At 63.0% G+C, this 12,455-nt stretch carries 12 protein-coding genes; 2 read left to right on the forward strand and 10 right to left on the reverse strand.

Annotated elements, in window-relative coordinates:
* From F758_RS0110220 to F758_RS0110245, 6 genes are all read right to left on the reverse strand, one after another.
* Window positions 1–266: helix-turn-helix domain-containing protein (locus F758_RS0110220; RefSeq protein ID WP_024507783.1), on the reverse strand; the 266-nt coding region annotated here is incomplete at its 3' end.
* An 89-nt stretch (window positions 267–355) separates the two neighbouring features.
* Complete coding sequence (locus F758_RS0110225; protein ID WP_245286450.1) at window positions 356–1,594, reverse strand: cytochrome c; 1,239 nt, start codon at window positions 1,592–1,594, stop codon at window positions 356–358.
* Between the two features lie 8 nt (window positions 1,595–1,602).
* The gene (locus tag F758_RS0110230) at window positions 1,603–3,366 is read right to left on the reverse strand and encodes a GMC family oxidoreductase (RefSeq protein WP_024507785.1); all 1,764 of its coding nucleotides are present in this window, start codon (window positions 3,364–3,366) and stop codon (window positions 1,603–1,605) included.
* Window positions 3,366–4,157: a gluconate 2-dehydrogenase subunit 3 family protein gene (locus tag F758_RS0110235; protein ID WP_024507786.1), complete on the reverse strand. Its 792-nt coding sequence runs from the start codon at window positions 4,155–4,157 to the stop codon at window positions 3,366–3,368. The genes F758_RS0110230 and F758_RS0110235 overlap by 1 nt, the downstream gene beginning before the upstream one ends.
* Window positions 4,158–4,244: 87 nt before the next feature.
* On the reverse strand, window positions 4,245–4,715 hold the full coding sequence (locus F758_RS0110240) for a hypothetical protein (RefSeq protein ID WP_024507787.1): 471 nt from the start codon (window positions 4,713–4,715) through the stop codon (window positions 4,245–4,247).
* A gap of 7 nt (window positions 4,716–4,722) precedes the next feature.
* Entirely contained in the window at window positions 4,723–6,324 is a 1,602-nt protein-coding gene (locus F758_RS0110245) for a GMC family oxidoreductase (protein ID WP_024507788.1), read from the reverse strand.
* Between the two features lie 280 nt (window positions 6,325–6,604).
* Here F758_RS0110245 and F758_RS0110250 point away from each other — a divergent pair, with 280 nt between their 5' ends.
* On the forward strand, window positions 6,605–7,318 hold the full coding sequence (locus F758_RS0110250) for a thermonuclease family protein (RefSeq protein ID WP_245286462.1): 714 nt from the start codon (window positions 6,605–6,607) through the stop codon (window positions 7,316–7,318).
* Between the two features lie 207 nt (window positions 7,319–7,525).
* On the opposite strand, the gene cyoD is transcribed toward F758_RS0110250, so the two are convergent.
* Genes cyoD through F758_RS0110270 form a run of 4 tightly spaced genes read right to left on the reverse strand, consistent with a single transcriptional unit; the run spans window position 7,526 to window position 11,382 of the window.
* Complete coding sequence (cyoD, locus tag F758_RS0110255; protein WP_024507790.1) at window positions 7,526–7,918, reverse strand: cytochrome o ubiquinol oxidase subunit IV; 393 nt, start codon at window positions 7,916–7,918, stop codon at window positions 7,526–7,528.
* The gene (locus F758_RS0110260) at window positions 7,915–8,553 is read right to left on the reverse strand and encodes a cytochrome (ubi)quinol oxidase subunit III (RefSeq protein WP_024507791.1); all 639 of its coding nucleotides are present in this window, start codon (window positions 8,551–8,553) and stop codon (window positions 7,915–7,917) included. The genes cyoD and F758_RS0110260 overlap by 4 nt, the downstream gene beginning before the upstream one ends.
* Window positions 8,550–10,556, reverse strand: a complete 2,007-nt coding sequence (gene cyoB / locus F758_RS0110265; protein ID WP_024507792.1) for a cytochrome o ubiquinol oxidase subunit I — start codon at window positions 10,554–10,556, stop codon at window positions 8,550–8,552. The genes F758_RS0110260 and cyoB overlap by 4 nt, the downstream gene beginning before the upstream one ends.
* Window positions 10,546–11,382 carry a cytochrome ubiquinol oxidase subunit II family protein gene (locus F758_RS0110270; protein WP_024507793.1) on the reverse strand — a complete coding sequence of 279 codons (837 nt, stop codon included), beginning with the start codon at window positions 11,380–11,382 and terminating at the stop codon, window positions 10,546–10,548. The genes cyoB and F758_RS0110270 overlap by 11 nt, the downstream gene beginning before the upstream one ends.
* A 214-nt stretch (window positions 11,383–11,596) precedes the next feature.
* Here F758_RS0110270 and F758_RS0110275 point away from each other — a divergent pair, with 214 nt between their 5' ends.
* Window positions 11,597–12,397: an SDR family NAD(P)-dependent oxidoreductase gene (locus F758_RS0110275; RefSeq protein WP_024507794.1), complete on the forward strand. Its 801-nt coding sequence runs from the start codon at window positions 11,597–11,599 to the stop codon at window positions 12,395–12,397.
* Window positions 12,398–12,455: the final 58 nt, after the last annotated feature.

Raw genomic sequence — 12,455 nt, forward strand, 5'->3', positions numbered from 1 at the left:
AGCTCGTCCTTCAGCGCGTGCAGCGTCAGGTGCGGCGTCTGGCGAAGCCGTTCCTTGATGAAGGCCCCGTGTGGCTCCAGCACCCGCTTGCGGTGCCCGCCCATCCTGTCGGGCACGACTGAACCGGTCGAGCGATAGCGCTGCGACCACTTCACCACCGAGGACACTGCAACGCCGAACCGCAGTGCCACGGAACGGCAACTCTCACCCTTCGCAACCGCCGCAACCACACGCTTGCGCAGATCATTGGAAAGAGGTCGGACCATCAGATGCTGGCCTCCACTCCAGCCAGCATCTTGAATCACAAGCCGCCCTCCAGCGGAATCCCCTCGATTCAATAAAATCGTGAACCGCTCTAGTCCGCGGCGCCGGTGACGCGGCCGCGCAGCGCCTTGACGGTGTCGGCCGTCACGGGCGATGCGGCATTGCCGAAGGAGTTGCGGACATAGGTCACGACGGCCGCGACCTGCGCGTCATTGAGACGGAAGCCGAGCGAAGGCATCGCAGGCCCCGTCGGCCGCTCGTTCGTCGCTGCCGCTCGCCCACCCGCGATGACAATGCGGATCAGCGATGCCGGATCGTCCTGCGTGGCGATGGCATTGCCGGCGAGTTTGGGGAAGATATGTTCGACGCCCCCGCCATTGCTGGTGTGGCAGGCCGAACAGGTATCGGCGAAGATCGCTTCGCCCGCCTGCATGCGCGGATCGGAGGCGGAGAGCGGCGCGGGCGGCGAAGAGCCTGCAGCGCCGCGTTCCTTCAGATAGACCGCGATGGCGCGGAGATCGGCATCCGGCATCTTCGATGTCGAATTCTCGATTACGTCCTTCATCGGCCCGCTGGCGAGCGTCGTCGCGGTCTGCCCGGTCTTCAGATAGTGCGCGATGTCGTCGACCGACCATTTGCCGAGACCCGCGTGCATATCATTGGTGATGTTGGGCGCAGTCCAGTTGTCGATCTGGTTGCCTTCGAGATAGTGGTCGGTCTTGGCTGCGCCGAACGAGTTGAACGGCGTGTGGCAGGCGCCGCAATGGCCGAGGCCTTCGACGAGATAGGCGCCGCGGTTGTATTCGTCCGAGCGTTTCGGATCCGGCACGAAGACGCCCGGCGTAAAGAACAGCCTGTTCCATCCCAGCATCGACTGGCGGATGCTGAAGGGAAACGGCAGCGTGCTGCGGTTCACGGCGTTCGTGACTGGGGCAAGCGTCCGCAAGTAAGCGTAGATCGCGTCTAAGTCTGCGCGTGTCACCTTGCTGTAATAGGGATAGGGGAAGGCCGGATAGAGATAGGAGCCGCCGGGCCGCCTGCCCTCATGCATGGCGCGGGCGAAATCGTCCGCCGACCAGCTTCCGATGCCGGTCACGTTGTCTGGGGTGATGTTCGGCGTCATGATCGCGCCGAACGGCGTCTGCAGCGCAAGCCCGCCCGCGAATGGCGCACCGCCATTCGCCGTATGGCAAGTGATGCAGTCTCCGGCGGTCGCGAGCGCCTTGCCGCGGGCAATCTCAACGTAATTGTCGGGTTCAGCGGCTGCTCCGCTTGCAAGCAGCGGCAGCAGCAGCAGCGCGTGGCGCAACTGCGCCCATCCTCCGTTCACGACGCGCCTCATGACTGCACCAGCGCGCGCGGCGACTTCAGATAGTCGAAGATCGCGTCCAGCGCCCAATAGGTCAGCGCGCCGACGGTGCCCGTCGGGTTGTAGCCCGCGTTCTGCGGAAAAGCGGACGCGCCCATCACGAAGACATTATGGACGTCCCAGGATTGCAGATAACGGTTGAGCACGCTGGTCTTGGGATCGTTGCCGAACACGGCCCCGCCGGTGTTGTGCGTGGTCTGGTAAGGAACCACCGACCAGGGGCCATTCAGGCGATTGACCTGGGTCGTCTTGGCGCCCATCGCTTTCGCAATCTCCTCGCAGCGCTCGGCCATCCAATTCGCCATCTTGCGCTCGTTGTCCTGATAATCGAACGTCATGCGCATCAGCGGCCGACCGAGCGGATCCTTATAGGTCGGATCGAGGTCGAGATAGTTGTTGCGATAGCTCATGACGCTGCCTTGCGCGCCGACATTGGTGACCTTCTGATAGTTTTCGTGGACGGCCTTCTTCCAGGCGCTGCCCCAGGTGGGCGTGCCCTTCGGCGTCGGGTGATAGAGGATCGGCCGTCCGTTGGTGTAGGCGCAGGTGATGCTGGCGCCGCCGACAAAGCCGTGCGGGCCGTGATCGAAATTGTCGCTGTTGTAGTCATCCAGCGCGGCGCCGAGCGAGCCGGCGGCCGCGAACGGATTGAACTTCACGTCGGCGAAAAAGCCGGTCGCGCCAGACCCGGTCTGATAGGCGTAGTTGCGGCCGACCACGCCTTCATCCCTGACCGGATCGTAGGGCTTGCCGATGCCCGACAACAGCAGAAGCCGCACGTTGAACAGGCTGAACGCGCACACCAGCACCAGATCGGCCGGCTGCTCCCATTCCTCGCCGTTGGCGTCGACATAGGTGACGCCGGTCGCCATCTTGCCGTCGCCCGACAGGTTCACTTTCGTCACCTCGCAATCGGTGCGGGCCTCAAACGTCGGCTCGCGGACCAATGCCGGCAGCACGCAGGTCTGCGGCGAGGATTTCGAGTAATTCGCGCAGCCGAACCGCTCGCAGAAGCCGCAATAGGTGCAAGGCGCCATCGTGCAGCCGTAAGGGTTGGTGTAGGCCACCGAGATATTCGCCGACGGGCGCGGAAACGGGTGCAGGCCGAGGCTGGTCGCAGCCTTGGTGAACAGCTCCTGCGCATAGCCCTGTGTCATGGGCGGCGTCGGATACTCGCTCGAGCGCGCGCCCTCGAACGGATTGCCGCCGGGCTGGATCTTGCCCTTGAGATTGCCGGCCTTGCCGGAAATGCCCAGGACCCGCTCGAACTTGTCATAATAGGGCTCGAGCTCGTCGTAGGAGACCGGCCAGTCCTGGATGTGATTGCCTTCGGGCATGATCTTCTCGCCGTAGCGCTCGATCATGTGGCTGCGGATGCGGAAATCATCGGGCAGGAAGCGCCAGGTCTGGCCGTTCCAATGCACGCCCGCGCCGCCGACGCCGTTGCCGGGGAGAAAGCTGCCCCATTTGCGGATCGGCAGCGCCGTCTGCGAAGCGTTGTTGCGCATCGTCAACGTTTCCTGCCGCGGGCGGAGGAAGACGTCGTGACGGACGCCGTAACGCAATTCGTCCGGCGCGGTGCCGATGTTGAAGTCGGTGGCGGTGTCGCGCCACGGGCCGCGCTCGATCGCGACGACTTCAAGTCCGGTGCGCGAAAGCTCGTAAGCCAGGATCGATCCGGTCCAGCCGAGACCGACGATGACGACATCCTTGCGGGGAAGACGGCGGGCCATCAGCGTCCTCCCCAGGCCGAACGGCCCTGCAGGCCGACAGGCGGCAGCGTATAAGCCTGGTTGGGCTTTGCCATCACGTCGCGGAAGTCGTAGCGCGTGCCGGGAAAGCCGACGAGCTTCCAGCCGACCATGTCGCGATTGCCGCCATAGATGGGGTCGGCGAAATAGCCTTCCATCGTATTGGCGTAGATCGCGGAGAACAGCATCCGGCTGCTGAAGCCCTGGAACTGGGCTTCGCCCTTCTCCATCGCGCCGATCAGCTTGTCCTGCTCGTCCGCCTTGAGCTCGACAAAACCGCGCCCGCCAAAGTTCGCCTTGCAATAGGCCTCCAGCGCCGCGAGCCCCGAACGATATTGCTGACGCGGCGTCAGTGGCGACTGCAGGCCTTGGCTCGGCAACGGCTTGTCGGAGAACGGCCCCTGCATATAAAGCCAGTCGTGACCGCCGTAAGGACCGGTCAACTGCCGGTCGATGAAGGTCGTTACCCCCGCGTCCCTGGCACCCATGCCGAGATCGTCAGTCGGGATCAGGCGCTCGACAAAGGCATCGACGATGGCGGCCTCTTGAGCCGTGAAGAACAGATATCCGCCGGGAACAACCGGCGTCACCGGATAGGCCTCGTTCGGCTTCCAGGGCAGCACTTTTGTGACCACCCCTGCCCCGGCACCGCTTGCGGTGAACAAGAGCGCGGCGCTTGCGAGCAAGCTGCGGCGCGTTACGCCAGCGTGCTTACGCCTCGCCGCCGCGGCGGCATCACCGCCCCGCGGCAAACGACCATTCATATCTGTCATCGTACCCTCAGCCGAACCCCAGTGCCCGGTGAGAGCTTCTTTAGACAGATTCGTAAAGAAATCTGTACTCGTTCTAATGCAAATCGCTCATGGCGCTCTGCGCCACACCGACGGCCTGGCCTTGACCGGTTCCAGCAGCGACCAGTCGCCCTGCTCCAGCGCGTGTCCTTTCGGAAAAGGCGGCCGCGGTTCCAGTCCCAACGAGCGCAGCACGCGATCGTCGCGGTAGTAGCACTGCAATACAACGCGGACGAGCGTTGCCGCCGCAACGCCTCCGCTCGCGCGAAACGCCTTCGCCACCACCTCGCGCCTGATCGGATCGAGAGCGGCAAGCGGGCTACCTGCGAGCCGCGCGATGTGGTCGAGCGCCTCGCGAACGCGCATCGTATCGCGGCCGAGCGTCGCCAGGATATCGGCCTGAATGGCCGGATCGTCGGCGCCGGGGACGCCATATTCGGCGCTCGCCGGAATCATCATGGCGGCGATGACGCGCAGATCGTCGCGCTGTGCGGGAGTGAGGCCGCTCTCGGCCGTTGCTCTGGTCTTGACGATGCTCATTTCGGTCTCAATCAAAGAGATTGGCGAGGCGCCGTTTCATCTGGTCGGCGATGTAGAGTGCAATCGCCTGGATGGTGGACGTCGGATTCACGCCGCCGGAGGTGACGAATACGCTGCCATCAACGATGAACAGATTTTTCACGTCATGCGAGCGGCCCCATTCGTTCACCACGGAAAGTTCGGGGTCCGTGCCCATCCGCGCGGTGCCGAGCAGATGCCAGCCGCCGTAAAGGATCGGGCTGTTGACGCAGATGTCGGTCGCACCCGCCGCGGCCAGGATCTCCCCGGCGCGCGCGATGCCATGCTCCATCATCTTCGCGCTGTTCTCGCTGATCGCGTAATCCACGCGCGGCGCCGGAATGCCGTGGCTGTCCTTCAGCACGGGATCCAGCGTCACGCGATTGTGCTCCTCCGGCAGATCCTCGCAGATCGCGGCCAGCGCCAGCCGATGGCCGTTGAGCCTGCGGAAGACGCGGTGATGATCGGCGCCCCAGGGCAGGACGCCCTTGGCCTCACTCATGACAGCTTCCATGATGGGACCGACGCCGCGGCCGAACTGGATCGCGTAGCCGCGGACAAAGCCGCGCGAGAGGTCGGTCTCGTAGAATTCCTTGCTCCACAGGCAAGTCGGCGGCGCGCGGTTGCTGTCGGTTTCCTCCTCGACATAGCCGTAGACCTGGGCATAGGGGTGAAACATCAGGTTCTTGCCGACGAGGCCTGACGAGTTCGCAAGGCCGTTGGGAAATCGCGCCGATGCGGAATTGAGCAACAGGCGCGGCGTGCCGATGCCGTTGCAGGCGATCACGACCACTTCGGCGGGCTGGAATTGCTCGACGCCATCCTTGTCGTAATAGACGACGCCGGACGCCATGCCATGCTCGTTGGTGGTGATCTCGCGCACCCGGCAATGCGTGCGCAGCTCGACGCCGGCGCGCAGCGCGGCGGGCCAATAGGTGATGTCGGTGGACGCCTTGGCGCCTTGCGCGCAGCCCGGCGTGCAATGGCCGAGATTGATGCAGCGCGCCCGGCCCTCGTAATCGAGCGTGGCAACCGTCGTATCCGACGGCCACCAGTGCCAACCGAGCTTGTTCATCGCCTTGGCCAGCAGCACGCCGGATTTGCCGAGCGGCAAGGGCGGCATCGGCGGCGGCTCGCGCGGCGGAAAGGCGGGATCGCCTGATAGTCCCGAGACGCCCATCATGCGGTCATTCTCAGTGAAGAACGGCGCAAGCGTCTCATAGTCGATCGGCCAGTCGTCGGCGACGCCGTCCAGCGTCTTGACGCGAAAATCGGAAGGATGCAGGCGCGGGAAATGCGCCGTGTACATGACCGTCGAGCCGCCGACGCCGTTGAAGTTCACCACCTTGATCGGCGAGTTGTCGTCGTTGATCGGATAGTCCTCGGGCCGGGCGCGGATATTGGGGCTCGGCGAATAGTCGCCGTAAAAGCGCGCCTCCCAATCCCGCCCGGTGGAAGGATAGGCGGCCGGATTCATCCAGCCGCCCTGCTCCAGGCAGAGGATGTGCATCCTGGTCTCGGCAAGACTCCAGGCGATAGCGGCGCCGGAGGCGCCGGCGCCGATGATCAGAACGTCGACAGGATCGTTCATTTCAAACGTTTCACTCCCGCAGGCCGTCGCCACTTGCGGGCAATCGGTCCCCACCGGCGGCCTTACGGACCCCACCCCGGCAGACTAGACGATAGGATCAGACCAGGCGGCGAGTAAAGCCACCGGAAAGCGGGGACATCCATGCGAAGCATGCGTGCAAGGCGCGCAGTTTTGTGACATGCCCTTGCCCGACGAAGTCCCCTCCCCTGCGCCTCCGGTCATGCAACGACAAAACCCGCTTTTTCCGATTTGGTCGGTGTTCATCCTTGGCCTTGCTCTCATGCTCGGCCCGGCCCACGCCGCGACCGCCATGGTCCGGGACGGCGACACCATCCAAGTTGGGGACGTGACCTATCACCTCGATGGCATCGATGCGCCCGAGCTCGACCAGATGTGCATCGACGACCATGCCGATCCCTGGAGCTGCGGCATCGATGCGCGCGACCGGCTGTCGAAGCTGATCGGCGGACGTGCCGTCCATTGCGACGATCTGGGAGCCGACAAGACCTTCAGGACCAGGCACGCCGGCATCTGCCGTGTGGACGGCGATACGGCGAGCCTCAACCGGCAGCTCGTGCGCGAGGGTCTCGCCGCGAGCATCGAGCCGGCGATAAGGCTGCATCTGAACGACGATGCCGCGGCCGCCAGGGCCGACAACAAAGGTCTCTGGAGCGGCTGTTTCGTCGCGCCGCTGGATTTTCGCACCGGCAAAAGGGACGGCGCATTGGTCGGCGCAGCATGCCGCGCCGACCGCGACCGCGAAATCCGCGCCATGCTGTTTCCGGAAGATCTCGCCATGCCCCCAAGCTGCAGCATCAAGGGCAAGTTCGCGGTCCGCGCACGCGTGACCGGCAATCTCGGGATCTATCACTTGCAGGGCTGCAGCAGCTATGCCGGCCTGACCAGGCCCGATCGCTGGTTCTGCTCGGAGGATGACGCGCGCGCCGCCGGTTTTCGCCGCGCCTACAATTGCCGCGCCAGTCGCGGCAAATGAATCGCTGCCTGCGGCGTCATTGCGAGCGCAAGCGAGGCAATCCAGACTTCCTCCGCAGATGCAGCCTGGATTGCTTCCGCCTACGCGCAAGGCGCTTCGGCGGGACTCCAAGCCTCGCCAAAGCTCGCACAGCGAGCGACGGCGGGTCGTCGGTTTCGCTCCCCGCAATGACGGGCCAGAAGGCTCCGCAATTGATCGGGCGGATGCTCAGCGCTGCATCTGCATGATCTGATCCATCGGCGGCATGTTCTGGTTGAGGTTGCTCATGATCCAGAGCGAGCCGCCGATCACCAGAACCACAATCAACAGCCCAAAGGCAAGCGCCATCACGTTATTGGTGTTATCGGGCCCGGTGGTGATGTGCAGGAAGAACACCAGATGCACGCCCATCTGGGCGATCGCCAGCACGACAAGCGCCACGGGAATCGAGGGCTGCCATACGAGGTTCGTACCGGCGACAAAGAAGGAGGTTGCGGTCAGCAGGATGGCAAGGCCAAGACCAACGATATATCCGAGCAGCCGCGGACCGACGCGGACTTCCTCTTCCTCGCCCGGCGCAAGGTCGGCGGGATGATGCAAGTCGTGACTCTGATCGCTCATGCGGCACTCCCGATGAGATAGACGACGGAGAAGATCGCGACCCAGATGATGTCAAGCGCATGCCAGAACAGCGCGAAGCAAACCAAGCGGCGCATGATGTCGGCGCGAAAGCCCTTGGCGAAAACCTGTGCCATCATGGTCAGCAGCCAGAGAATGCCCGCCGAGACATGCGCGCCATGGCAGCCGACCAAGGTGAAGAAGGCGGTGAGGAACGCGCTGCGCGTCGGACCTGCATCGCGCGAGACGAGGTCGGCAAACTCGCGCGCCTCCAGCGCAAGAAAGCCGAGCCCGAACAGGCAGGTCACCGCCATGCCCGTCTGGAACCAGAACGCGTTGCGCACGTCTGCGGCGATCATGGCAAGCCCGCAAACGAAGCTCGATATCAAGAGAAACGCCGTCTCGGCCGCGACGCTTTTGAGGTCGAACAGTTCTGCGCCCGTCGGCCCGCCCGCGGTCTGCCCGAGCAGCACCGCATAGGCCGCGAAGAAGCACGAGAACATCACGATGTCGCTGAGCAGGAAAAGCCAGAAGCCATAGGCGGTGACGATGCGCTTGGGCGCCGGTCCCTCGTGGACCGCGGCCACACGAACGTGGTGAGGATCGCCGTGAGCGTAGGCCAATGCCGCATCGGTCATGCCGCAGCCTCCGTGAGGTTCATCGCGGCCCGCCGTTCCGCCAGAATGGCGCGATCGATCCGGGCGACCTCCGCGGCGGGAATGATGTATTCCTCATGGTCGCGCCAGGCGAAGGCAACAAAGGTCGCGAACGCCCCGACGCCCCCGAGCGCAACCATCCACCAGATATTCCAGATCAGCGCGAATCCCATGATGGTCGCGAAGAAGGCGCAGACGAATCCGGTCGGCGAGTTGCGCGGCATTTCGATGTCCGTGTACTCGCGTTCCTCGTGCTCGGCGGTCTGCTGCTGCTTCGCATGGGCCTTGATCAGCCAATAAGCATCCTCGCCACGAACATCCGGCGGTATGGCAAAGTTGAACACAGGGGGTGGCGACGATGTCGCCCATTCCAGCGATCGTCCGTCCCAGGGATCGCCCGTCAGATCACGCAACTCTTCGCGACGACGAATGCTGACGACAAGCTGCAGGACCTGAACGAGAACGCCGATTGTCATCAAAATGGTGCCGATGCCCGCGGCAATCATCCATGGCCGCCACGCCGCAATATCGTAGTGCTGCATGCGCCGCGTCATGCCCAGCATCCCCGCCGCATAGAGCGGGATGAACGTGACCCAGAAGCCGATGAAAGTGAACCAGAACGCGGTCTTGCCGAGGCCCTCGTCCAGGCGGAAGCCGAACGCTTTCGGAAACCAGTAGGTGTAGCCGGCAAACGCGCCGAACAGCACGCCCCCGATGATGACGTTGTGGAAATGCGCAACCAGGAACAGACTGTTGTGCAACAGGAAGTCCGCCGGCGGCACCGCGACCAGGACGCCGGTGAGGCCGCCGATGATGAAGGTCACCATGAATCCGACCGACCACAGCATCGGCGTTTCGAAGCGAACGCGGCCGCCATACATCGTGAACAGCCAGTTGTAGATCTTCACGCCCGTAGGTACCGCGATGATCATGCTGGCAATGCCGAAGATCGCATTCACGTTCGGGCCGGCGCCCATTGTGAAGAAATGGTGCAGCCAAACCATGAACGAAATGATGCAGATCGCCATCGTTGCAAGTACCATTGAACGATAGCCGAACAGCGGCTTACAGGAGAACGTGGGGACGATTTCGGAGAAGATGCCGAAGGCCGGCAGAACGAGGATGTAGACCTCCGGATGACCCCATGCCCAGATCAGGTTCATGAACATCATCACGTTGCCGCCGGCCTCATTGGTGAAGAAATGGAAGCCGAAATAGCGGTCGAGCATGAGCATGGTGAGCGTCGCGGTCAGGATCGGGAACGCCGCAATGATCAACAGATTCGACGCAAGCGTGGTCCAGCAGAACATCGGCATGCGCAGATAGGTCATGCCCTTGGTGCGCAGCTTGAGTACCGTGGTGACCAGGTTGATGCCGGCCACAAGGGTGCCGACGCCCGAGATCAACAATGACCAGAGATAATAGTCGACCCCGACGCCGGGCGTGTATCTCAATTCCGAGAGCGGAGGATAAGGAAGCCAGCCCGTGCGCGCGAATTCCCCGACAACGAGAGAAATGTTGACAAGGAGCGCCCCGGTCGCAGTAAGCCAGAAGCCCACCGAGTTCAACGTCGGAAACGCGACGTCCCGCACGCCGAGTTGCAGCGGCACGACGAGGTTCATCAGCCCGATCACGAACGGCATGCCAACGAAGAAGATCATGATGGTGCCGTGGGCGGAGAATATCTGGTTGAAATGCTCGGGCGGCAGATAGCCGTCGGATCGATATGCGATCGCCTGCTGCGCCCGCATCATGATGGCGTCGCTGCCGCCGCGCAGCAGCATCACCAGCGCAAGCAGCGTGTACATGACGCCGATTCGCTTGTGATCGACGCTGGTGATCCATTCGTGCCAGAGATACGGCAGATGACCGGCGATGATGATCCAGGCGAGCACCGCCAGGATGACCACCAGCACAACGGCGCCCACAATCAGCGGGATCGGCTGATCGAGAGGAATCGCCTGCAAAGTCAGCTTACCGAACATTGCCTACTCCGGTTTGCGGTCTCGCCAAATTGCTGCTGGTCAATTGCGGCCCCGGTCCCGGCGGGATGCGTAGTGTTGCAATGTCGTCGAACAGCCTCGGATCATCCAGACGATAGGTCGGCCGGCCGGTTTCGATCGACTGCTCCGTCAGCTTCTTGTAGCTATCTTCGTTCAGCACATTCCCACTTCGCGCGGTCGCCGCGACCCAGTTCGGAAAATCGAGCGGGGAGATGACGTGAACGTCGAACAGCATATTTGGAAAACCGTCACCGCTGAAGTGCGCGGAGAGGCCCTGGAGATCGCCCTCCTGATCGGCGCGAAGGTTGAGGTGCGTCACCATGCCGTTCATGGTGTAGATCATGCTGCCGAGCTGCGGGATGAAAAAGACGTTCATCACGCTCGATGAGGTGAGCTGAAGCTGCAGCGGCGCGCCGACCGGAACGGTTAGGCTATTGACGGTCGCAATGCGTTGGTCCGGATAGATGAAGAGCCACTTCCAGTCGAGCGAGACGACCTGGATGCGGACGGGACTTCCTGTGCCCGCGACAGGGACCCTCGGATCCAACTGGTGCGAGCCGATCCAGGCCACGCCGCCGAGCAGAATGATGGTGAGCGCAGGTATCGACCAGACCACGAGTTCAAGGCGGCCGGAATAGGCGAAATCCGGAAGATAGAATGCGCGGTGATTTGACTGGCGAAAGTAGAACGCGAAGGCGAGAATGGCGACGATCGTCGGCACCACGATCGCCAGCATGATCGCGATGGAATCGATCAGAATGGTGCTGTTGGCGGCTGCAATCGGACCTTGCGGCTCGAGGATATTCATTCCGCGCTTCCCCTTAGGCCAACCCAAAACGCGCCGCGTCAGGTGTGGTTCCAAAGAAGCCTTTTGCAGAATACGGTCGGCCTCGCCCCTCCGATATCAAATTCGCACGATCCGTCACGCTGCGATAGCATCTCTCGCGCGCTTAACTTCCAGCCGACACGCTGCTAACGTGCGCTGCTACAAAGAAAAACACTGCCAAAGGGAGCGAGGTGACATGCGCCTGAAGGATCGCGTCGCCATCATTGTCGGCGCCGGGCAAAGCCCCGGTGAAGGTATCGGCAACGGCCGCGCCACCGCACTCACGTTTGCGCGCGAGGGCGCCAAGGTGTTGTGCGTCGATCACAATCTCGCCTCCGCTCAGGAGACGGTCGATATGATCGCGGCCAAGGGCGGAGCGGCAGCCGCGTTCAGGGCCGACGTGACAAAGGATATTGAGATCAAGGCGATGGCGGCGGATGCGCTGGTCCGTTGGGGCCGTGTCGACGTGCTCCACAATAATGTCGGCGTCAGCCTCGCCGGAGGCGATGCCGAATTGCTGGCGATCACCGAGGAGGCATTCGACCGCTGTGTGGCGATCAACCTGAAGAGTTGTATTCTCGCCGCCAAACATGTGATCCCGATCATGCGGCAGCAGAGGAGCGGCGCCATCATCAACATCTCCTCGATGGCGGCGATCACGACCTATCCTTACGTCGCCTACAAGGCGACCAAGTCGGCGATGATCGCATTCACCGAGCAGCTCGCCTATCAGAACGCCGAGTACGGCATTCGCGCCAATGTCATCCTTCCGGGCTTGATGGACACGCCAATGGCAGTGGACACGCGTGCCCGCGAATTTGGCAAAAGCCGCGCGGAGATCGCCGCCGAGCGCGACAGCAAGGTGCCGCTGCGGCACAAAATGGGTACCGCCTGGGATGTCGCCAACGCCGCGCTGTTTCTGGCATCCGACGAGGCCAATTTCATCACCGGCGTCACGCTGCCGGTTGATGGTGGCGCGAGCGTGCGGAGGGGTTAGGCCACGCGACTAGAACGGTCGCCGAACCGCGCGAACGAGATGGCACCCCACCCTCTCG

The organism is Bradyrhizobium sp. ARR65, from assembly GCF_000472385.1.
Taxonomy (GTDB): domain Bacteria; phylum Pseudomonadota; class Alphaproteobacteria; order Rhizobiales; family Xanthobacteraceae; genus Bradyrhizobium.

Bases quoted from the DNA above. Each gene is read 5' to 3' on its own strand.
- F758_RS0110230 (WP_024507785.1), bottom strand. From the start codon at position 3,366: ATGGCCCGCCGTCTTCCCCGCAAGGATGTCGTCATCGTCGGTCTCGGC.
- F758_RS0110275 (WP_024507794.1), top strand. From the start codon at position 11,597: ATGCGCCTGAAGGATCGCGTCGCCATCATTGTCGGCGCCGGGCAAAGC.
- F758_RS0110245 (WP_024507788.1), bottom strand. From the start codon at position 6,324: ATGAACGATCCTGTCGACGTTCTGATCATCGGCGCCGGCGCCTCCGGC.
- cyoD (WP_024507790.1), bottom strand. From the start codon at position 7,918: ATGAGCGATCAGAGTCACGACTTGCATCATCCCGCCGACCTTGCGCCG.
- cyoB (WP_024507792.1), bottom strand. From the start codon at position 10,556: ATGTTCGGTAAGCTGACTTTGCAGGCGATTCCTCTCGATCAGCCGATC.
- F758_RS0110260 (WP_024507791.1), bottom strand. From the start codon at position 8,553: ATGACCGATGCGGCATTGGCCTACGCTCACGGCGATCCTCACCACGTT.
- F758_RS0110270 (WP_024507793.1), bottom strand. From the start codon at position 11,382: ATGAATATCCTCGAGCCGCAAGGTCCGATTGCAGCCGCCAACAGCACC.
- F758_RS0110240 (WP_024507787.1), bottom strand. From the start codon at position 4,715: ATGAGCATCGTCAAGACCAGAGCAACGGCCGAGAGCGGCCTCACTCCC.
- F758_RS0110235 (WP_024507786.1), bottom strand. From the start codon at position 4,157: ATGACAGATATGAATGGTCGTTTGCCGCGGGGCGGTGATGCCGCCGCG.
- F758_RS0110250 (WP_245286462.1), top strand. From the start codon at position 6,605: ATGCTCGGCCCGGCCCACGCCGCGACCGCCATGGTCCGGGACGGCGAC.